Source organism: Chloroflexaceae bacterium (assembly GCA_025057155.1).
Lineage (GTDB): Bacteria > Chloroflexota > Chloroflexia > Chloroflexales > Chloroflexaceae > JACAEO01.
Window position 1 is genome coordinate 38,806 of record JANWYD010000006.1, and the last position, 21,109, is coordinate 59,914.

Consider the following 21,109-nt stretch of genomic DNA (forward strand, 5'->3'; position numbering starts at 1 on the left):
TCTTGAGGGCGTCGCCCTCCCTGGCGCCCACCGCGCGGGAGGGCCGGGAGGGCGCAGCCCTCCCGAGAACGGCTTTCATAATTCGCGCAGCACCTGCCAGTATACTGCGATCCGTTGCCGCCGCAGGTCGGGCCGATGGCCCAGCCGGGCCTTGAGCGTTTCTACGGCCAGTTCGTAGGCGAAGCCAAGACGGAGAAAGGCGCGCAGCGCCCCGGCGAAGCGCCAGCCGTACCACATGCGCGCCAGGAGTATTTTACTGCGATTGAAGTGGATGTGCCGCCGCGCCGGGGCCTGGTCGCTGCTTTTGCCTTCGTGGTGCACAACCGTCGCCTCAGGAAGATACCAGATCGCCGATGCTCCGGCAGCGCGGGTGTGTTGCAGGCGCCGTTGCCACTCCAGTTCTTCGCTGTACATAAAAAAGCGTTCGTCGAGCAGGCCGGCCAGGCGAATGGCTTCCGCGCGCACGAGCAGGGCCGCGCCCACCAGCCAGTCTACAGGTTGAGCCTGGTCGTCCGGAGTGTCGGCGCAGCGATAGCGGCGCGCCCAGGGGTTGGCCGGCCACAGGCGATCGAGCGCGGTGCTCTCCCAGAAGAAGGTCATGCGGGTGGGAAAGCGCCGCCGGGAGGACTGCACGCCGCCGTCGGCGTAGCGCAATTGCGGCCCGACCGCCGCCGCCTCGGAATGCTGCTGTAGAAAGCGCACCAGCCGCGGGATGGCGTCGCCGACCGGCTCGGTGTCGGGGTTGAGCAGCAGTATGAAGGGCACGTCGCGGGCCAGCAGCTCGCGCAGGGCCAGATTGTTGCCCGCGGCGAAGCCCAGGTTGGCCCCGGCCTCGATCAGCCGCACCTGGGGAAAGGCGGCGCGCAGGGCCTCCGGCGTGCCGTCGGCGCTCTGGTTGTCAACGACGATAATTTCATACGCGATGCCGCTGCCCGCCAGCGAGGCTGCAACCGCCCGCAGGCAGCGGCAGAGCAGGTCGCGCACGTTCCAGGAGACGATGACAATCGCCAGCTCGGTCACGGCAGGCTCTCATCGGCGACGAGGGTCACGCTGTCGGTATGGCCGGCTTCAGCGAAGATCAGCAGTTCGTTGTGCTCGTGGAGCCAGGAGACGGGCAGCTTGTAGGCCTCCTGAGGACCGATCTGCCAGAAACGCCCGATGTTGTGCCCGTTTAACCAGATCTGGCCCTTTTCCAGGCTGCCCGGTTCGAGCCGCAGGGCGCGAAGGTGCGACAGAGCGTTGCGCCCGAAGCAGGCGCGGTACCACGCCGGGCCGGTGAGGGGCGGATCGCCCGTGCCGGCTTCTACGCCAGGGCGAAAGCTCCAGGCCGCCGGCAGGGGCCGGGCGGGGTCATAGGTGATCAGCGTCGCGCGCCAGGGGTCGCCGGCGTAGCCCTGCAGCAGCAGGGCCAGCACGTTGGTTCCGGGCCGCAGCAGGTGGGTGATATCGTGCTTGATCCAGCCGTGGCTGTGGTGGCGGCTGAAGCGGTCAATCGCCAGGCCGTTGACGAAGAGCGCCCCGCTGCCCCGGTCGGCGCTGCTGAAATGCACCACGGCGCGGCATTCCCCGGGCACGTTGATTTCCCGCAGCAGCCAGAGAACCGGCGCGGTGAAGGGCAGGCGTTCGAGGTGGACGCCGGCGGCATCGGGACGCACGGCGCCGGGGCGCGTTCGCGCCACGGCCTCTCCGACGAAGCTCACTTCCTGCCACAGAGCGATCCAGCCGCTGGCAATGTCTTCCTCCGCGCCGCCCAGGTAGAGGGTGTCGAGCAAGCCTTTGCGCTCGCCCAACCCCAGGCCGTAGTTGAAGCGCCCGAGATTATCGGCCAGCAGGCGCAGGTCGTGGCGCCCGCAAGGCAGGCGCAGCGGCAGGGTATAGCGCGGCCCGTCCGGGCCGACTCCCAGGACGCCGAGTTCCATCCCGTTGGCGAACACGCGCAGGCGGTCGCTGACCCACGGAGCGACCAGCGTCGTATCCAGGGGCGCCTCCAGTTCGAGGATGGCGCGGTACCAGCCATAGCCACGGTCGCAGCCGAGCCGTTCCAGAGGGCAGGGGGCTTCTAGAGGATGCCAGCCCTCCTCAGTGGTCAGATCGGCCACCGGTCGCCGTTCGACAGGGAGTGTCAGGCGCGTCCGCCGTGGCGGGGCGGGTCGCGGAGCGATCCGCGGCTCGCCGTCCGGCGCAGGCTCGCAGCGAGCCGCCGCCTCGGCGCTGAGGACCATGACCCGCAGCGTCCCGGCAGCGCCGCGCAGGTCAAGGGTGGCCTGGTCGCCAGCGATCCAGTAGTGCAGCCGCAGGGTGGCAGCGTCCAGGCGCGCCTGCATCCCAGTCTCGGCGCGCAGCACCTCCAGCGGCGCGCCAAGGCCGGGCAGGGCCAGTTCCAGTGCGCCCCGCTCGCCGGGCTGGCCGTAGACCACCAGCAGGTGGCGGGAGTCGTCGCTCCAGAAGCCCAGCAGGCGCCCGGTATGGCAGACGAGGGTCATGCCCTTTGCCAGCGGCAGGTGGGCGAAGATGGGCCGGATGCTGCCCGGTTCCACCTCCACGCTCAGGTGGCGCGGCGGGTCGTCAAGCAGAATCTGATAGGTCCGGCCCTCCAGATCAGGGTTCTGGAGGAAGGTGGCCCGGAAGCGGCGCCAGGGTTCGGGCGCGTTGGGGCCGGCGCGCGCGGTGCGGAAGGGGGCCGCGCCGCCTTCGCTGCGCCCGCGCACGGCTGGAGGGACGAGCACGGTCAGGCCCCCCGGCGCGGCATCGGCCAGAATGGGGGCAAGGCGAGCGCCAAAGCAGGCCAGGAAGAGATGGTGGCGGCGGGCGACCAGGGCCTTCGCGCGCAGTTCGCCGTACTCGCTCACCGGAGCGTCATAGTCGTAGCTGGTGGTCATATGCACCAGATCGCCGCCAACGGTGCGCCCGCCCCAGAAGCCGAAGTTGGTGCCTCCGGCCCACATCCAGTGGGAAAAGCCGGCGCAGCCCACGGCGACAAGCTGGTGGAGGATCATATCGAGCTTCGCCGCCGTCTTGCGCGTCTGGCGGCTCGCGCCCCAGACATCGAACCAGCCGCTCCACAACTCGCTGACGATCAGGGGATTATCGGGCCAGACGGCGCGAGTCTGGACGAGCTTCTCGGCAATGCCGCTCCAGCCATTGCGGAACTCGGGCCAATCGGGGATCGCGCCCATGCAGGTGTACAGCGGGACCTCGATGCCCCGTTCCACCAGGGCGCGGGCCAGGGTTTGCTGGTGGGCATCGTGGCTGTAGACGCCGGAGGCCCAGTGCTCGTTCTCGATCTGGCAGAGGATCACCGGGCCGCCGCGGGTAAACTGCCGCGGAGCGATGATCGGCAGCAGGCGGTCGAACCAGCGCAGCGCCGCGCCCAGGTAGCCCGGGCTATCCACGCGCAGGCGGATGGCGGGGTCGGCGCTGAGCCAGGCGGGGATGCCGCCATTCTCCCACTCGGCGCAGATGTAGGGGCCAGGACGCACGATGGCCTTCAGGCCCAGGTCGTGGCAGAGGTCGAGAAAGGCGCCCAGGTCGGCCTCGGCGTGGAAGTCGAACACGCCGGGATGGGGTTCGTGGCGGTTCCAGGGGATGACCGTATCAATGGTGTTGAGGCCGGCCCAGCGGGCCTGTTCGAGCAGGGGCCGCCACTCGGCGCGGGGCCAGCGGAAGTAGTGGACGCAGCCGGCCAGCAGGTAAAATGGCTCGCCATTGAGATGGAGACCGTCGCGGTCAACTTTGACTGAGGGCGTCACGGGTTGGTCCTTGTTTGAACTGTGGAGGTGTGGAGGTGTGGAGGTGCGGAGGTGTGGAGATGCGCATCCACCCTCGTGACACGCGTCTTTCCACCTGATCAGCGATCCTTACCTCGCCAGCGCCTCACACCTTTAATGTTTCCAGGTCGCGTTTGTGGCCTTTCACAGGTTAGGAGAGCGGTTGTCCGGGAAGGGCGAGTCTTCCCTGGACTATCTCCGGTGTCGTTTCAGCTCGAGAGCATGGGGCGCGCCCAATCCAGGCAGCGTCCGACCAAGAGTTCGGTCATCCGAGCATGGTGCGTGTTTTTCATCGCCACAAGATAGGTGTCAAAGCCGTAGCGCCGCGCAAGCGAACGCACTTCCTCGGCATCATCATAGGTCATTAAGAAATCACCGGCAAGGGTGCTCGCCAGACGGAACAGTTCCTCGTGATCAAGTTCCGAGTGGGTGTACAGACGACTGCCAGCGCGTTTTCCGGCGGCGGTGTATGGCGGATCGATGAACCAGACCACATCGTCGCGGCGCGCGTGTTGGCGAACCAGGTTGAGTCCATCGCCATGCACAAACGTAATCCGGTCTCTCAGCGCCACGATGTCCAGGATGCGCCGTTTGAGCGTTTGTGGATACCAGCGCGACGTTAACCCCTTACCGTTTTCACCGTGCTTTACCATACTGGCGCCGGCGGCGAGAATACCGCCGCGATTCACGCGATTCTTCAGGATAGTCTGGAAGGCGCGTTCCTCCGACGTGACCGGGGCAGCCGAGAGGACCGCCGCCACCGTCTCGCGGGTGACCTCGAAGGTCATAATCCGTTCCACCAGCCATTCCGCATCGCCGCTCAGCAGGGTCTGCCAGACCGAAGCGACGTGATCGTCGAGTTCGACCATTGTGACGTGGTCTGCCAGATGTTCAAACGCAACGGTCAAACTGACAATGCCGCCGCCGGCGAACGGCTCGATACACTCCGCTGGACGGAACGGCAGGCTGCGCAACCACGCGCGAATGTACGGCACGAGCCACGTCTTTCCGCCCGGATAGCGGAACGGGCTGCGCTGAGGCACCATTGCCACATTAATGATCGGCGCGTGAAGATCCGTATCGAGAAACGAGTGTTGCATAGGTGGTTATTCCTCTGGTGAAATGTCACCATCTGCGTTGCTACGCGTCTGCTTGCTACGCAGTTTGCGTTGTAGAAAGGCGAGAAAATCTTTTTCGTTGCCTGGTTCTGGTGCCGTCATTCGCTTGAGAATTGCGGAAAAATCTGTATACAATGTCTGTACAAGTGTTAGTTTGAAGCGATTGGTATGCAAATCATGCTTCAGATCGTAGACGAGCCAAGCGATATCTGCGCTGCCCTTTGTCGTTTCTGGCAGGTCGGGGAGGCTTGCCAGAAAGCTCTTGTCGATAGCAACGGCAATCTTCTTTTTCCATGAGCGAAAGATGCTTCCCTTGTAAAGTAATTGAGGTACAAGGCGCTTTCGAGACGAAGACAGATAATCAGGACGCGGGTAATCTTTCTGTTCTGACCAATCCAGAGAGTTTCTGCTGGTCGGATCTTGCATGAAGAAGGTGAAAGGCTTTCGGACGTTACCGGAGATGTAGACTGCCTGCACCTCAAGAGCGCCATAATCTATCACCTGGCGTTGTTCATTATATGCTGCCAGAACAACATCAATGTTCCCGGCCGATACACCGTACCGATCCTTGAGTTGTATTTCAGTGAAGGATGTCCATCTGGTTCCAGATGGGAAGAAAAACTTTGCGGCATCCTCTGCAATCTGCCAATTTTCGCGAAAACGTATCGGACAGATAATCACGGTCTGTCCTTCATGGTAGATGCTGCATACACCTAGAGGATCATCAGCTTTATCTTTGTTACACTTTGCACCTTTGTTGTTGAATGGGCAGAGACGTTCCATGCGATGACGTTTCGCTTCGTCGGAGTGGTCATCGATACGGAAGCCAAACACCTCGGCTAGCGGCTGCCTCCCCATGCGAATACCCTCTTGCTCTCTCTGATCGTGCAGCGGGTATACTCTAGCACGGGTGCGGTACTTCGACAAGACGATATAAGTATACACGTTTACGTGTATCTGTCAAGGCGCATAAGAAAAGCCGGGTTCACCTGCGCCCGATCTGGAGGGCAGGGCCACCGCGCGCCTCCCTGCTGAAATCCTCGCCGAGACGAAGTCCGGTTATAGTACCATGCGGCTGAGTTGAAAGGAAAGCCTGCCCTATGACCTCGCTTCACCGCCTGATTGCCATCATGACGATCTGGATCGTCACCGGCGCAGTGCTGATCACGGTGTTCAGCGTGTCGTTTCTGAGCGCGCCGACGCCCCTCTGGCTGCTGCTGCTGACGGCGCTGATCGTCGCCGGTGCGACCTTCGCGACGGTGGTGCTGGCGCGGGCGGGTTAGTTTCCCTTCACCCCCACCCCCGCGCCCGTTCCACCGCCCGCTGCCAGCGCCCCAGCAATTCGGCGCGTGCCGGGGCCTCCAGGCGCGGCTCGAAGGTCCGCGCGCCCTGGTCGAGCAGCCGCGGCAGGTCCTCCGGCCCGTTCCACACGCCCGCGCCCAGGCCGGCCAGCAGCGCCGCGGCCCGCGCGCTGGTCTCGGTGTCGGCGGCACGGACGATGCGCACGCCGGCCACGTCGGCCTGGATCTGGCAGGCGACGTCGCTGCGGGCCAGGCCCCCGCCGACGCGCAACTCGTCAATCCGCACGCCGCCTTCGTGTTCCATCGTGTCGAGGATCTCGCGCAACTGGCAGCCGATGCTCTCAAAAAAGGCGCGGGCGATGTGGCCGAGCGTGGTCCCCAGGGTCAGGCCGAAGATGGCCCCACGGGCGCTGCGGTCCTCGCGGGGCGCCCCCAGGCCGGTGAAGGCGGGGACGAACACCACCCCATCGCTGTGGGGCGTCTTCCGCGCCAGGGCGTCGAGGTCTGCGGCGTGGCGGATCAGGCGCATCTGGCTCAGCCAGCGCGCCACCGCGCCGGTGACGGTCATGTCGGCTTCGAGGGCGTAGGTGGGCGCGCCATCAAGTTCCCAGGCCAGGTAGGTCTTGCAGATGCCCTGGGGCGGAGCGACCGGGCCGGCGACGACGTTGACGAACGAGGCAGTGCCGTGGGTGGCGACGGCCTGGCCAGGGCTACGGCAGTCGTAGCCGAAGAGGGCGGCCTGCTGGTCGCTGATCAGCGCCATGACCGGCACATCAACCTGGCCGAGGCGCAGCGCGCCGAAGGGGTGCAGGGTCGGGCGCGGGACGGGCAGAGCCGCCCGCGGCAGGCCCAGATAGTCTATCCACTCGTCCCAGAGCGCCCGGCGGCGCGGGTCGAAGACGGTCATGGCCTGGAGCAGCGAGTAGTCGAGGGCATGCTCGGCGGGCTGGCCGAGGGCCTGGATGAGCCAGCCGGCGCTGAGCGAGACGCGCAGATAGCCGCGCTCGGCGGCGCGGCGAAAGGCCGGGTCGTGGCGCATGCGCCAGGCCATGTGCATGGCCGAGCAGTAGGGGCCAGGAAACTGGCCCAGGCGAGCGCGACGCTCGGCGGCGCGCTCCCACCGGCTGGTCTCCTCCACCAGGGGCGCGGTGCGCAGATCCTGCCAGGTGATAGCGTTGCCGATCGGGCGCCCGCTCCGGGCGTCCCAGGCGAACACGGTGTCGCGCTGCGAGGTGATGCCGCAGGCGACGATGGCGGCGGGGTCGCAGCAGGCGCGGGCAACGGCCTCGTCGAGCGCCTCGCGCGCGCTGCGGGCGACGGCGGAAGGGCGTTGCTCGACCCAGCCGGGCCGGGGGTAGAGCCGGCCCACGGGGCGATACCCGTAGCCGCGCACCGTTCCGGCGCCATCCAGCAGCACGGCGCGAGTGCCGCTGCCGCCCTGGTCAATCCCCAGCACCAGTGTCTCCGCCACGCCGCGCTCCGTGCAGGCAATTGCTGATTCACGTTCACCACAGAGCACGCAGAGAAAAGCAGAGGATGGACTGTTTCAAACCCTTTGCGCCCCTCTGCGCTCTTTGTGGTGAGGATACGTGCGGTGGGTATGAACGCAAACCATTATAGTGGAGTTTGCAGCGCAAGGAGCTATCTCACCTGCCTGCCAACGAGGTTATAGTCCTGTCACTGGCGCCCGCCACCCGGCACAGGTATAATGCCGGGGTGATTTCGTTCCTGAACCAACCATTGCCTGAGAAAGGACCTGTGATGACCGTGACGCTCCCCGATCGCGCCGAGGCGCCGGTTGAGTATACCTGGGATCTCGACAGCATCTACCCCGGCCAGGCGGCCTGGGAGGCCGATGCGCGCGCCTTCGAGACGGAACTGGAGGCGGTCGCCGGCTACCAGGGACGCCTGGGCGAGGCCCCAGAGGTCTTGCTTGCCTGGCTGCGGCTGGCTGACGCTTTGCGCGTCAGGATGGGCCGGCTCTTCGCCTATGCGCATATGCGCTTCGATGAGGATACCACCAATCAGGCCTCCGCGGCGCTGCGCGAGCGCGCGCTCAGCCTCTATGCCCGGCTTGGCGCGGCCACCGCGTTCGCCGAGCCGGAGTTGCTGGCCCTCGGCCCGGAACGGCTGGAGGCGCTGATCGCCGCCGAGCCGGAGCTGGCCCCCTACCGGCACTACTTTGAGAACCTTGGCCGGCGCGCGGCCCACGTGCGCCCGCCGGAGATCGAGCAACTCCTGGCGCGGGCGGGTGAGCCGCTCAGCGCCCCCTATAGCGCCTACCTCATGCTGGCCGAGAGCGACCTGCGCTTCGCCCCCGCGGAGGACAGCTCCGGCGTGCGGCACGAGGTGACGCCAGGCACGATCGAGGAGTTATTGCAGAGTCCCGACCGGACCCTGCGCCAGCGCGCCTGGGAGCACTTCCAGGACGGCTTTCTGGCCTTCAAGAACACCTTCGGCGCGATCTACGCCGGGAGCGTCAAGGCCGATGTCTTTCTGGCCCGCTCGCGGGGCTACGCCGATACTTTGAGCGCCAGACTCGACCACGACAATCTGCCCCGCGCGGTGTACGACAACGTGATCGCGGCATGCAACCGTCATCTGCCTCTCTGGCACCGCTACTGGGACATCCGCCGTCGGGCGCTGGGGCTGGAGTTGATGGCGCCATACGACATCTTCGCTCCGCTCGCGCCGCCCTACCAGGTACCCTACGAGCAAGCGGTCGAGCTGGTCTGCGCCAGCGTCGAGCCCCTGGGGGCCGCATACGCGACGGTGGCGCGGGCCGGGCTGACCCGCGAGCGCTGGGTGGATGTGTACCCTAACCGGGGGAAGACCAGCGGGGCCTATTCCTCGGGCAGCTACGATACGCGCCCGTTCATTTTGCTGAACTACGACGGCACCCTGAACGGGGTGAGCACCCTGGCCCACGAACTGGGCCATTCGATGCACTCCTGGCTGGCCAACCACGCCCAGATGCCCGTGTACGCCGACTACTCGACCTTCGTTGCCGAGGTGGCCTCGAACTTCAACCAGGCCCTGCTGCGGAGCCATTTGCTGGCCCAGGGTCCATCGCGGGAGGTGGAAATCGCCATCATTGAGGAAGCGATGCACAACTTTCACCGCTACCTGTTCCTCATGCCGATCCTCTCGCAATTCGAGCAGCAGGTCCACGCATGGGTCGAGGACGGCGAACCCGTGACCGCCGACGGGATGATTGACCTGCTGGCGGGACTGTTTGCGCGCGGCTACGGGCCGGCGGTGCAGGTCGAACCGGCGCGGAACGGCATCGCCTGGGCGCAGTTCCCCCACCTGTACAGCGCCTTCTACGTTTTCCAGTACGCCTCGGGCATCGCCGCGGCCAATGCCCTGGCCGACGGGGTGCTGCAGGGCGAGCCTGGCGCCGCCGAGCGCTACCTGGAGTGCCTGCGCGCGGGTGGTTCGCGTTACCCGCTGGAGGCCCTGCAACTGGCCGGCATTGATATGCGCGCCACCGAACCGATGGAGCGCGCCTTTGGCGTACTGGCGCGGTTCGTGGATCGGCTGGAGCGGTTGCTGTTTGGGTAAGGCATGGTTTCGCGGCTGTGTTACCATTCGCGGCATTTCGCCCCCCTCCCAGCCTCCCCCCGCCGGGGGGAGGCGCCCGGTTCCCTCCCCAACGGGGGAGGGTCAGGGAGGGGGCGGCGAAACTCTCCCCTTCAGGCAGGGGTATGGGGAAACCCGGTTTCCCGATACCTCCTGCCCGGGAGGAGGGTCCGGGAGGGCAAAGCCCTCCCAGGAAAGCGCCTTTTGCCGTTTTGGGATCCCGCAGCGTTTGGAGAGGCTTCGCTGGAGTATCAAAGGAGATCGCACCGCATGACAACCGCAACCCAGAAAGTGCCCACCCGCGCCGAGGCGCCGGTCGAGTTTACCTGGGATTTAAGCGTGGTATTTCCCGACGTGGCCGCCTGGGAGCAGGAGCTGGCGGCGGTGGAGGAGCAGGCGAACCAGCTTGCGGCCCTGCAGGGCAGCCTGGGCCAGGGCCCTGAGCACCTGGCGCGAGTGCTGGCCCTGCGCGACGAGGTGGGCCAGCGGCTCTACGCCCTCTACATCTACGCCTCGCACCGCAAGGACACCGACGCCACCGATCCGGTCGGGCAGGCCCTGCAGGAGCGGGCCGGCTCCTTCGCCGCGCGCGTCGCCGCGGCCATGGCCTTCATCGAGCCGGAGATCCTCGCCGTGCCCGAAGCCACCCTCGACCAGTGGCTGCGCGAGACGCCCGCGTTGCAGCTCTACCGCTACGAGCTGGAGAAGCTCAACCGGCGGCGGGCCCACGTCCGCTCGGCGGAGGTGGAGCACGTGCTGGCGCAGTTCAGCGACATCACCCGTGCGCCCTATGAGACCTTCGAGATGCTGATCGACTCGGACCTGACCTTCCCCAGCATCACCGACGAGCAGGGCAACCCGGTGCAACTCTCCCACGCCCGCTACCGCCGCTTCATCGAGAGTCCTGACCGGCGGGTGCGCCGCGACGCCTTCAAGGGCTACTTCGGGGCCTTCCGGCCCTTCCGCAACACGATTGCCACCACCCTGGGGGCGGCCATCCGCACCCACGTGATCGAAGCGCGTCTGCGCAACTACGCCTCGGCGCTGGAGGCGGCCCTGGCGCCCAACGAGATTCCCCTTGAGGTGTACCACAACCTGATCGCCACAGTGGAAGCCAATCTCGCCACGAACTACCGCTACATGGAGGTGCGCAAGCGGCTGATGGGCCTCGACGAGCTGCGGGTCTACGACCTGTACGCCCAGCCCGTGCCCGATGTGGCGATCACCGTGCCCTACCCGGAGGCCACGGCGCTGATGGAGGCGGCCTTCGCGCCGCTTGGCCCGGAGTACGCCGAGGCCCTGCGGCAGGCTTTCAGCAGCCGCTGGATTGATGTGTACGAAAACGTGGGCAAGCGCAGCGGGGCGTACAGCGGCGGGGCCTACTCCACTCCGCCCTACATTCTGCTCAACTACCAGGACCAGCTCGACGACGCCTTCACCCTGGCCCACGAGCTGGGCCACTCGATGCACTCCTACTTCACGCGCAAGAGCCAGCCCTTCGTCTACGGCAACTACACCATCTTCGTGGCCGAGGTGGCCTCGACGCTCAACGAGGCCCTGCTGACCGACTACCTGCTCAGGCACCGCGACGACGAGGCCCTGCGCCGGCGCCTGCTGGTGCAGCAGATCGAGGACATCCGGCGGACGATCATTCGCCAGACCATGTTCGCCAGCTTCGAGCTGACGATGCACGAACTGGTCGAGGCCGGCGAGCCATTGACCACCGAGACCCTCACGGCGCGCTACTACGACCTGGTGGCGAAGTACCACGGCCCCACGGTCGTGCTTGATGACGAAATCGGCTTCGAGTGGGCGCGCATTCCCCACTTCTACTACAACTTCTACGTCTACCAGTACGCCACGGGCCTCTCGGCGGCCCTGGCGCTGAGCCGGCAGATCATCGCTGAGGGCCAGCCGGCGGTGGAGCGGTACATCACCTTCCTGCGCAGCGGCTCGTCGCGGCCCTCGATTGACCTGCTGCGCGACGCGGGGGTGGACATGACCACTCCGGCCCCGGTGCAGGCGGCGATGGACACCTACGCGCAGTTGATTGATGCGCTGGAGCGGTTGTAGGGTAGCAGGGGAAGCTCGCAGGTGCAGGTTCTTGGTACGAGAAGGGGTTTTCGGCGTTCCAGTGCGCTTGCGACTCTCACCCTCCGCCCCCCTTCGGCTTCGCTCAGTGCAAGCCTCTCGCGCGCGGGGGCGATGCATGAGCCACGCCTTGCCGCTGGCAATAGACGAAGATTAAGCATGTAAACCGGCATTCGCCATGTAGCCCGGCGGCTGATGAAGATTAAGAATATAAACCGGTATTCGCTCAGTAGCCCGGCGGCTGAAGCCGCGGGCTACCGATGCGAAGCCCGCCTGCGCGGGCTACACCGGCTTTAATTCTCAATCATCATAAATCGTGCCTGCACAGGCTGAAGCCGCCATCCGCCTGCTCTGACGGCAAAGGCGTCCTCGCCGTCAGAGCGTGCCCGATCAACTACGGATACGACGTGGTATAGGAGCCACGGTATACTTGCCCGCAACAGGGAAAACCATAAACCTTTCTAACGCAGCAGACTGTCGCACCACGGGGGGTGAATATGGGCAAGTGCTACGAGGATGAGAACGTCTTTGCAATCATCAGTCGTTTGATTACCCGAATCTGCAGCGAAAAACAGAACACCAGGTTCAAGGCATTACCTGAGTATGCGACACATGACGAAATTGTCGCCGCTTTGAAGAGAGATCTCGAATCGAGAAGAGAGATCGAAGAGGCCAGACGAAGGCGCCCCCACTTAGACGGAGATTGGTTGGCCAGCAACATGGTTGCCTGGTGGAGCCAGACGATTACTGTAGGTAAAAACCCCTGGGAAGACCGATTCATCGTAAGAAGCACGACGGAAAGTATGCGTACAAGCCCAAACGTACAGCTTGATCTGGTGTAGTTGTATGGTTGGTGAACGGTACCGAACAATTGAAAAAAGACCTCATGTAAGACCTGCCCGATAGGCGGGCGCCTGCTCTCTGCAGCGTGCACAGGGATGGCACGTGCGCCTACTGTCAGGTCTTTGCATAATCTCCACTATCGCCTGGTAGGAACAGTCGGGCGGGCGTTAGCCCCACGGGTCGCCCGTGGCGACGGCCCGCCGGGCGTTGGCCCGATGGGGCGTCCGTTGCGCCGTCCGTCCCCCTTTACCCCCCGCACCTTACCCCCCGGGCGGCATAGAAATCGCGCACAAACTGGCCCTGTACAGCGGCCTCCAGATCCGGCGGGGCGGTGAGGATGCCCAGATCCTGGAGCAAGCGCGCCTCAGCGGCCCAGAGGCCGGGGGCGTTGATGCCGGGGCAGCGCTCGCCGGGACCGTAGCGGATCAGCGTGATCGTCTCGGCGGCCTCGAAGGCCAGTTGCTCGCGCCCCAGTTCGGGGTTGTAGGCCAGGATCAGCTCCACCGCGCCGTCCGGGTCGGCGATGGCGTCGGCCCAGCCGCGCAGGGTGGCCTCGACGAAGGCGCGGACGGTGCGCGGGTTCTCCCGCAGGAAGCGCTCGGTGGTGAAGAGCACGTCGCCCATCAACTGCACGCCGTAGTCGCGGGCCAGGATCAGGCGCACGTCAGCCCCGGCGCGGCGGGCGATATGGGGCTGGTCGGTTACATACACCGGCCAGATGTCTACGCGGCGCTCCAGAAAGGGGGCCAGGCTGTAGTCGCCGGGTATCTCGCGCACCGCCTCGCGGGGGATGCCCGCGGCGGCGAGCAGGGCGCGGTACTCGGTCTCCACATTGTCGCCGTAAAACATGCCGATGGTGCGCCCCGGAAAGTCCTGCGGGCCGCCGATCCCCGCGTCGGCGTGGACCATGAACCCCACCGGGCTGGCCTGGAACCAGGTGGCCAGGGCCACCACGTCAATGTCCTGCTCGCGGGCGATCAGCACCGTATCGGCCCCGGTGCTGCCGAAGTCGTCGCGCCCCGCGGCGACCAGGGGCAGGGGTACCAGGTCGGGGCCGCCGGGGTTGAGGGTGACGTCGAGCCCGGCCTCGTGGTAGTAGCCCTTGACCTTGGCGACGATATAGCCGGCGAACTGGAACTGGGGGAACCACTGCAGGCGCATGCTTACACGGGGCTTCTCGGGGCCGGCGGCGGGCGACGCTGGCGGCGACGGCGGCGTAGCACACCCCGCCAGGACGATGGCGAGGAACAGGATAAGAGTGAATGTGCGCATATGTGACCTCAGTGGTTTGCAGCACCAGCGGGAGGGTTGGGGAGGGCCAGGCCCTCCCGAAATAAACTGCGACCACAATCGCTGGTGGTGAATCACCAGGGTGTCAGACTTCGCAGGACCGGTCGCAAGGCGGGGAAACCGGGTTTCCCCGCGCCCCTGGCCGGCAGGAGGGATCGTGGGAACGCATCCTTCCCGGACACTTCCCTACTCCCCACTCCCCACGCCCTACCCCGGTCTGCGCCAGAAGACGATGAACCGCTCCGCCAGCACCACGAGGCCGTGCAACCCCAGGCTGATCGCCGCGGCGACGATAACCGCGGCGAAGATCTGGTCGGTGCGCAGATGGTAGGCGGCCACGCTGACCACGAAGCCCAGCCCGCGCCCGCTGCCGGCCAGTTCGCTCACAATCGCGCCGACCACGGCCAGGGCGGCGGCGATCTTCAGGCCGCTAAAGAGCGCCGGCAGCGACGCGGGCAGCCGCAGGCAGCGGAAGGTCTGCCAGGAGGTGGCGCCCCAGGCGCGCATCAGGGCCAGTTGTTCGGGGGTGACGTCGCGCAGGCCGCGGGTGGCGGCCACCAGGATGGGGAAGAAGGCGAAGAGGGCGGCCATGGCCGCGCGGGGTGCCAGGCCGTCGCCGAGCCAGATGGCCAGCAGGGGGGCCAGGGCCGCGGCGGGCACCGCCTGCGAGACCAGCACCCAGGGGTAGAGGGCATCTTCAAGCAGCCGCAGATGCACGAAGGCCACCGCCAGGCCGAAACCGGCCAGCGTTCCGGCGGCCAGCCCGGCGATAGCCGCGGTGGCGGTGGCCACGGCGTGGCCCGGCAGGTCACCAGGGGCGAGCAGGCGCGCCAGCACCCGCGAGGGCGGCGGCACGAGGTAGACCGGCACCCGGAAGGCGCGCAGCGCGATCTCAAGCGCGATAAGGATGATAAGCATGAGCAAGAGCGCAGCGGCGTAGCGACGGGCCAGGGCAATCAGACGCCCCGGCCCTCCGCCGGCCGCTCGCAACTCACTTTGCAGAGCGGTGTTTGACATGCTCCCATCGTACCACGAAACGGCTCGTGGGGCGCCGGGCGTCCCGGCGGGGAGCGGAGCGGAGGAATAGGTTGCGGCTTTCCGCAGAGGGCGCAGAGGAGCGCAGAGCATCGGCGGCTTAAATCACTCCGCGTCCTCTGCGGTAAGAAAGCGCTCCCTCACTCCAGAAAATCGCGCAGCGTCTGATGATACACGTCGGGCGTCTCGATCATTGGCAGATGGCCGCAGTCTTCGAGCACAACGAGCCGGCTGTCTGCCACCAGTCGCTGGCACTGCTGAACGTCGCTCAGGCGGACGAGACGGTCGCTGTCGCCAGTTACGAGGAGCGTCGGCGCGCTGATGGCCCGCAGCGCCGCATGCAACTGGGGAACGCCGGCAGCGGTAAGGGCCGTCAGGTAGGCCCGCGCATCGGTGGCGGCGTGGTCGGCCAGGTACTCGCGCCACAGCTCCTGGTCGGCAGGCGGGCGCTGCAGGGTCTGGGCGCCGAGGAAGGCCGCCAGGGGCGGGGCCTGGAACAGATAGCGATTCCAGGGCTGCCAGAAGTCGAAGAGCGGCCGGGCCAGACCGAGGGAGAGATCGAGGGGCGCGCGGGTCCATTCCAGGGCCACCAGCTCCGGCGCGAAGGAGCGGGCGCCCAGGTTGCTGAGCACCACGCGCCCCACCCGGTCGGGGTAGCGCGCCGCCACCATCGCGGCGACCGCGGCCCCCAGGCCATGCCCGCACAGGTCGAAACGCCCCAGGCCCAGCCCGTCGGCGAAGGCGATCGTCGCGTCGGCCAGGGTCCTGAGAGTGGGCGGGGCGGGGCGCGGCGGCGTGCCGCCGGCGCCGGGCAGATCGAGGGCGTAACAGGTGCGCGCGCCAGCCAGGGCGCCGGCGACGCCCCGCCAGATGCGCGAGGTGGCTCCAAAGTCGTGGAGCAGCAGCAGGGCCGGCCCCGCGCCGGCGCGGCGATAGGCGACCTTGCCGCTGGAGAGCCAGAGCGATTCGAGCAGAAACGAAACTGACGGCGCGGTTGTCGCGGCAGAGACGGACTGCGGGACCGCCGGGGCTTCGGTGGCGAGCCGCAGGGTCTGTCCAGAGGCGGAAGCCTCTGCGACCGGGAGGACGGTGGAAGCTTCGGCGGCGGTAGTGGAAAGGCGCAGGCCGCGCCCACGGGTAAGCGGTTGGTCAGTAGCGGGCGACGTTGCGGGTTCCTCGGCGGGGTTCTCAGTGGAAAGGCGCAGGCCGCGCCCGCGGCGAATGGGGGCCGTATCTTGAGGCTCAGACGCCATAGCGGGACTCCAGTTCCGTCGCCAGGGCCTCGTAGGCCAGCGCCCCGGCGCTGCTCGGGGCGTAGACGCCGATGGGCTTGCCCACGGTCGGGGCCTCGGCGAGCTTGACATTTATAGGGATAACCGTCTCGAACACCAGGGCGCCGTAGCGTTCGCGAACTTGCTGTTCGATCTGCAGGCTCAGATTGGTGCGCCGGTCGGCCAGGGTGCAGATGATGCCGCCGATGGTCAGGTTCGGATGGATCTCGCGCACCAGTTGAATCGTTTGTTCAAGCTGGGGCATTGCCTTGAGGGCATAGGCATGCAGTTGGAGCGGCACGATCACCGCGTCGGCGGCGGCCATGGCGTTGAGCGAAAAGATGCCCAGGCTTGGAGGCGGGTCAATCAGCACGTAGTCGTACTGCTCACGGCTGGTGCGCAACGCCTTGCGCAGCAACAATTCGCGCCCCACCTTGCCTGCCAGCTCCAGTTCGGCCCCGGCCAGTTCCAGGGCCGCCGGGATAAGATCCACCCCTGCGTCGGTGGTGATGGTCGCGAACCCGATGCCCCGCTCGGGGTTGAGCAACACTTCGTACACGCTGTACTCCAGGGCGCTCGGGTCAACCCCGAGGCCCTGGGTAAGATTGGCCTGCGGATCAATATCAATCAGCAGCACGCGGCGTCCCCGCGCTGCCAGCATCGTGCCCAGACTCAGGGTGGTGGTCGTCTTGCCGACGCCGCCCTTCTGCATTGCCAGCGCCAGAACATGGCCCATGGCCGCCTCCGCTGTAGACATGCCCTCCGGCACGATTGTACCAGAGATGGTAACCAGCGTTGACAGGGAGTTATATGATTCTGGATTGTGGATTGTCGTATATGGCGTCCTGATGAGACCGGGCGATGATTTGCAAGCACCGAACAGGAAAAATCCGCAGGGCCCCGAGCGGAGGCCTACCGGCGGGCAGCTCCGATCTCCACATCACCGGAGGTAGTGGTGATGGTCAGATTGGCCGTGCCGGGGCCAATGAGGGCGCTCAGGCGGCGGCGCTCGGGGGCATCGTCGGCCAGCGGCAGGTCGCTGCTGAGTTCGCCGCTGACGGTGCGCGCATCGAGGCGTAGATCGGCGGGATCGCTCAGGCGCACGCGCACGTCGCCGGAAATCGTGGTAATAACGCCGGCAGCATTGGAGGCCAGGCGACCCTCGAAGACGATGTTGCCGCTGGTGGTATCAATGATGATATCGCCGTCGCCCTGGGGATCTGCGGCGCCGGCAATGGCGCGGGCCGCCGGACCATCGTTGACGCCCCGCAGTTCGATATCGCCGCTTAGCGTGGAGAGACGCGCGCCGGTAATCAGCCCCTCGGCGCTGATTGTGCCGCTGGTGGTGTTCACCGTGAGCGGGCCGCGATGATTGCGTACACGCACATCGCCACTGGTGCTGTTGACTCGCAGATCGCCGCTGACCCTCTCGGCGTGCACATCGCCGCTAACGGTCTGCAGCATGAGATCGCCCTGTACGCCCGTGACGGCAATATCGCCGTTCACCACCGTGGCCTCAACCCGCGTACTGGCCGGTACAGCTACCCGCAGCGACACGGCGGACGCCCGGCCAAGGACCCTGGTCAGACCATTGCCGCCGCCCACGCTAATTACCAGGGTGTCACCCTGCACCTCGGTGACCACCTCCAGGCCCTGGAGGGCCGCGGTGGCGACGTCCTTGTTCCAGCCGCCAGCGCGCCGGGTTGCCTCGACGGTAATGTCCTCTCCGACGGCAGGAACCAGTTCGATGTCATCGTTCACGCCGTTGATGCGCACGGCGCTGGCTGCAAAGCTCCGGGGCGGCAGCGTATCGGAGCGTTCGGCCAGGTTGATGCGCACGCCATAAACCGAACTGCGCACGGTCAATTCAAAGACCAGCCAGACAATCCCGATCAGTAAGAGCAGCGCGCCCCAGCGCCGGGCCTGCTCGCGGCGGCGATAGAACGGCTCGGCGGGCGCTCCCGGTGCAGCGCGGGTCGTCGGCCCCGTGCGTGGCGGTTGTTCCTGCTGGGGACCGGTTTCGAGACTCATCGTTGCTTCACCCCTTCGTTGGCCGTCCGGCTCCGTTGCATACGACGCCTCAGAGCGCGGCGCTGTTGCACTATTGTCGTCTCTGCGAACAGGACTTGTTAGAGGGGTATGGGGAAACCAGGTTTCTCCATACCCCTGCCCGTGGGAGGGCTACAGCCTGCCGAGGTTTCCCCGCGCATCTGCCGGTGGGAGGGCCCGGAAGGGCTGCGCCCTTCTCAGGTGCAGGGTTTTCCGGCGTATGCTCGCATCGCATGCGCCATCCGGGGCATCGGGACGCCCAACTCCCCCCTCTCCCGCTCGCGGGAGAGGGGGCGGGGGGTGAGGACCGTAACCGCATTGGAATGCCGAAAACCCCTGCTCGCCCCAAAAACTCTACACCTGAGAGGGGCTGCGCCCTCCCGTGAAAACTCTTTTTTCACCCCTCGGAGCGAGGCGAAGCCCAATAGTCGCCAGAAGAGAATGTTACAATACAATCATATGCCAGTTCTCATTGACGGGCACAACCTGATTGGCCAGATCCCGGCGATTGACATCGCCGATCCCGACGATGAGGCGCGCCTGGTGCTGCTGTTGCGCCGCTATGCCGCTCGGCGCCGCGGACGCAAGGTGGTGGTGGTCTTCGACCATGGCGTTTATGGCCATCCGGGAAGCCTGAACGGCTACGGGGTCGAGGCGCACTTTGCCCGCTCTCCCGCCGATGCCGACGCCGAGCTGATCCGCCGCATTCGCGCGGTCAGGCGGCGCGACGAATGGCTGGTGGTCAGCTCCGACCGCGCCGTGGTCGGCGAAGCGCGCGCCCGCGGCATTCCGGTGATCAGCTCGCAGGAGTTCGCCCGTCGCCTGGCGGCCCTCGATCAGCCCCGCGTCTCCGCGCGCGAGAAGATCGGCGAACGTCCCCTCAGCCCCGCCGAGGTGGAGGAGTGGATGCGCTTCTTCGGGTTCGAGGAGGAGGACGAGTAGGCCCGGTCAGGGACGGCGATGCTCTTCAGGCGGGCAGGGATGGAGAAACCTGGTTTCCTCATACAGAACGTATGACCGACCCGACCATCAGTGAACAAAACCGCCACTCGTGGAATGCCGCCGTGCCCGTCCACGCCAGCCACCGCCCCCATCTGGCCGCCTTCCTGCGCGCCGGGGGGCTGACGCTCTTCCCCGAGGAACGCGAGTTGCTGGGAGAGGTGGCCGGGCTGCGCCTGCTGCATCTGCTGTGCAACACCGGCCAGGATACGCTGAGCCTGGCGGCCCTGGGAGCCAGGGCGACCGGCGTGGACCTGAGCGACGCCGCGATTGCCGAGGCGCGGCGGCTCAGCGCGGAGACGGGGATCGCCGCGCATTTCGTGCAGTCTGACGTGTATGCATATCTCGCCGCGGCGCCGGCAGACGCCTTCGAGCGGGTCTACTGCGGCTACGGGGTGATCTGCTGGCTGCACGACCTGGGGGCGTTCGCCGCTGGCGTGGCCCGCATCCTGGCCCCCGGAGGGCGATTCGTACTGATGGAGTTTCACCCGCTTTCGAACATGTTTGACCGGAACTGGCAACTCGCCTACGGCTACCCCTCGGGCGGCACGCGGCTGACCCTGCCGGGCGTGGGCGACTACGTCGGTGAAGCGGCAGGCGGCCTCTCGCCGGGCGGTTTCGCCGAGGGCCGGCGCGATTTCGTCAATCCGCATCCCTGCCACCTGTTCCGCTGGGGGGTCGGCGAAGTGGTAAGCGCTCTGGCCGCCGCCGGGCTGCGGATCGTGGCATTGCGCGAGCACCCCTTTGTCAACGGCGAGCGGCCCTTTGCCCGCATGCGCCCCGCGCCTGGGCGTCGCTGGCTGCCGCCCAACGACATGCCGCCACTGCCTCTGATGTACGGCCTGGCTGCCGATCTTTGATTTGGGATTTTAGATTTTGGATATTGGTTGCGCTGCCACAAAAAAGCCACCCTCGGTTCCCAAATGTTTGCTCAGGGTTTCCTGAAGCTATGAAACGGCTCCGCTCCGACCGTATTAAGTCTCTGATCGCATCATGAAGGCATCGGCGAGAAACATGAGCAAACAGTTGGATCTTCAATCCAAAATCCAAAATCCAAAATCGCAAGATGCGCCCCCAGATCACCATCAGCTACGCCCAGACCCTTGACGGTCGCCTGGCGACGCGGACGGGCAGTTCGCAGTGGATCAGCAGCCCGGAGGCGCTGCGCTTCGCCCACGAGCTTCGCGCGCGCCACGACGCGATCATGGTCGGTATTGGCACGGTGCTGGCTGACGACCCGCGGCTGACCGTGCGGCTCGCGCCGGGCCGCGACCCCCTGCGCGTTGTGCTCGACAGCGCGCTGCGCATCCCGCTCACGGCTGCGGTGCTGCGCAATGGCGCGGCCCATGGCACCATCATCGCCTGCGCAACCGGCGTTGCTCCCTCCCGGCGCGCCGCCCTGGAAGCCCTGGGAGCCACGGTGCTGGCGCTGCCGCCGGGGCCGCAGGGAGGCGTGGACCTGGCCGCGCTGATGACCGCCTTGAGGCAGCGCGGCATCGCGTCGCTGATGGTCGAGGGCGGGGCGCGGGTGATCACCGCGCTGCTGCGGGCGCGCCTGGCCGACCGGCTGGCCGTCTGCATCGCGCCGAAGATCCTTGGCGAGGGCATCAGCGCGATTGGCGACCTGGGGATCAGCCGTCTGGCCGATGCCTGCACGCTCCACGATGTCACGGTGACACTGTGCGGGGCGGATGTCATCGTGCAGGGTCGTCTGGACGCGGGGGCGTAGGGCCGAAGCGTGCGCACCGGAGGGCGCGCGCCCC

The 21,109-nt window shown here is 66.5% G+C and carries 16 protein-coding genes; 6 read left to right on the forward strand and 10 right to left on the reverse strand.

The window, feature by feature from the left end; genetic code table 11:
- Positions 1-75 precede the first annotated feature (75 nt).
- The 4 genes from NZU74_06370 to NZU74_06385 all read right to left on the reverse strand — a co-directional run bounded on the left by NZU74_06370 (position 76) and on the right by NZU74_06385 (position 5,830).
- Entirely contained in the window at positions 76-1,020 is a 945-nt protein-coding gene (locus NZU74_06370; GenBank protein MCS6880941.1) for a glycosyltransferase family 2 protein, read from the reverse strand.
- A complete protein-coding gene (locus NZU74_06375; protein MCS6880942.1) occupies positions 1,017-3,749 on the reverse strand; it encodes a beta-galactosidase in 2,733 nt (910 codons plus the stop codon). The genes NZU74_06370 and NZU74_06375 overlap by 4 nt, the downstream gene beginning before the upstream one ends.
- 227 nt (positions 3,750-3,976) lie before the next feature.
- The gene (locus NZU74_06380; protein ID MCS6880943.1) at positions 3,977-4,867 is read right to left on the reverse strand and encodes a DNA adenine methylase; all 891 of its coding nucleotides are present in this window, start codon (positions 4,865-4,867) and stop codon (positions 3,977-3,979) included.
- A 6-nt stretch (positions 4,868-4,873) separates the two neighbouring features.
- The gene (locus NZU74_06385) at positions 4,874-5,830 is read right to left on the reverse strand and encodes a NotI family restriction endonuclease (protein MCS6880944.1); all 957 of its coding nucleotides are present in this window, start codon (positions 5,828-5,830) and stop codon (positions 4,874-4,876) included.
- 155 nt (positions 5,831-5,985) lie between these two features.
- Here NZU74_06385 and NZU74_06390 point away from each other — a divergent pair, with 155 nt between their 5' ends.
- Positions 5,986-6,168: a hypothetical protein gene (locus NZU74_06390; protein MCS6880945.1), complete on the forward strand. Its 183-nt coding sequence runs from the start codon at positions 5,986-5,988 to the stop codon at positions 6,166-6,168.
- Positions 6,169-6,175: 7 nt separating this feature from the next.
- Here NZU74_06390 and NZU74_06395 read toward each other — a convergent pair whose 3' ends face one another.
- Complete coding sequence (locus NZU74_06395; protein ID MCS6880946.1) at positions 6,176-7,657, reverse strand: FGGY-family carbohydrate kinase; 1,482 nt, start codon at positions 7,655-7,657, stop codon at positions 6,176-6,178.
- Between the two features lie 290 nt (positions 7,658-7,947).
- Here NZU74_06395 and pepF (NZU74_06400) point away from each other — a divergent pair, with 290 nt between their 5' ends.
- Entirely contained in the window at positions 7,948-9,750 is a 1,803-nt protein-coding gene (pepF, locus tag NZU74_06400; GenBank protein MCS6880947.1) for an oligoendopeptidase F, read from the forward strand.
- 288 nt (positions 9,751-10,038) lie between these two features.
- Positions 10,039-11,841 (forward strand): oligoendopeptidase F, encoded by a 1,803-nt coding sequence (gene pepF, locus NZU74_06405; GenBank protein MCS6880948.1) that lies wholly within the window; start codon positions 10,039-10,041, stop codon positions 11,839-11,841.
- 1,107 nt (positions 11,842-12,948) lie between these two features.
- Here the strand turns inward: pepF (NZU74_06405) and NZU74_06410 are convergent.
- The 5 genes from NZU74_06410 to NZU74_06430 form a co-directional block, all read right to left on the reverse strand.
- Positions 12,949-13,974 carry an ABC transporter substrate-binding protein gene (locus tag NZU74_06410; protein MCS6880949.1) on the reverse strand — a complete coding sequence of 342 codons (1,026 nt, stop codon included), beginning with the start codon at positions 13,972-13,974 and terminating at the stop codon, positions 12,949-12,951.
- Between the two features lie 225 nt (positions 13,975-14,199).
- Positions 14,200-15,009 (reverse strand): ABC transporter permease subunit, encoded by an 810-nt coding sequence (locus NZU74_06415; GenBank protein MCS6880950.1) that lies wholly within the window; start codon positions 15,007-15,009, stop codon positions 14,200-14,202.
- 158 nt (positions 15,010-15,167) lie between these two features.
- Complete coding sequence (locus NZU74_06420; protein ID MCS6880951.1) at positions 15,168-16,280, reverse strand: alpha/beta hydrolase; 1,113 nt, start codon at positions 16,278-16,280, stop codon at positions 15,168-15,170.
- Positions 16,270-17,055 carry a ParA family protein gene (locus tag NZU74_06425; GenBank protein MCS6880952.1) on the reverse strand — a complete coding sequence of 262 codons (786 nt, stop codon included), beginning with the start codon at positions 17,053-17,055 and terminating at the stop codon, positions 16,270-16,272. Before NZU74_06425 ends, NZU74_06420 begins: the two co-directional genes overlap by 11 nt.
- Before the next feature lie 155 nt (positions 17,056-17,210).
- Entirely contained in the window at positions 17,211-18,329 is a 1,119-nt protein-coding gene (locus tag NZU74_06430; GenBank protein MCS6880953.1) for a DUF4097 domain-containing protein, read from the reverse strand.
- A gap of 477 nt (positions 18,330-18,806) precedes the next feature.
- Here NZU74_06430 and NZU74_06435 point away from each other — a divergent pair, with 477 nt between their 5' ends.
- The 3 genes from NZU74_06435 to NZU74_06445 all read left to right on the forward strand — a co-directional run bounded on the left by NZU74_06435 (position 18,807) and on the right by NZU74_06445 (position 21,075).
- Positions 18,807-19,289 (forward strand): NYN domain-containing protein, encoded by a 483-nt coding sequence (locus tag NZU74_06435; GenBank protein MCS6880954.1) that lies wholly within the window; start codon positions 18,807-18,809, stop codon positions 19,287-19,289.
- Positions 19,290-19,360: 71 nt separating this feature from the next.
- Entirely contained in the window at positions 19,361-20,206 is an 846-nt protein-coding gene (locus NZU74_06440; GenBank protein MCS6880955.1) for a class I SAM-dependent methyltransferase, read from the forward strand.
- 206 nt (positions 20,207-20,412) lie between these two features.
- Positions 20,413-21,075, forward strand: coding sequence for a RibD family protein (locus NZU74_06445; protein ID MCS6880956.1), 663 nt, complete (start codon positions 20,413-20,415; stop codon positions 21,073-21,075).
- Positions 21,076-21,109 lie beyond the last annotated feature (34 nt).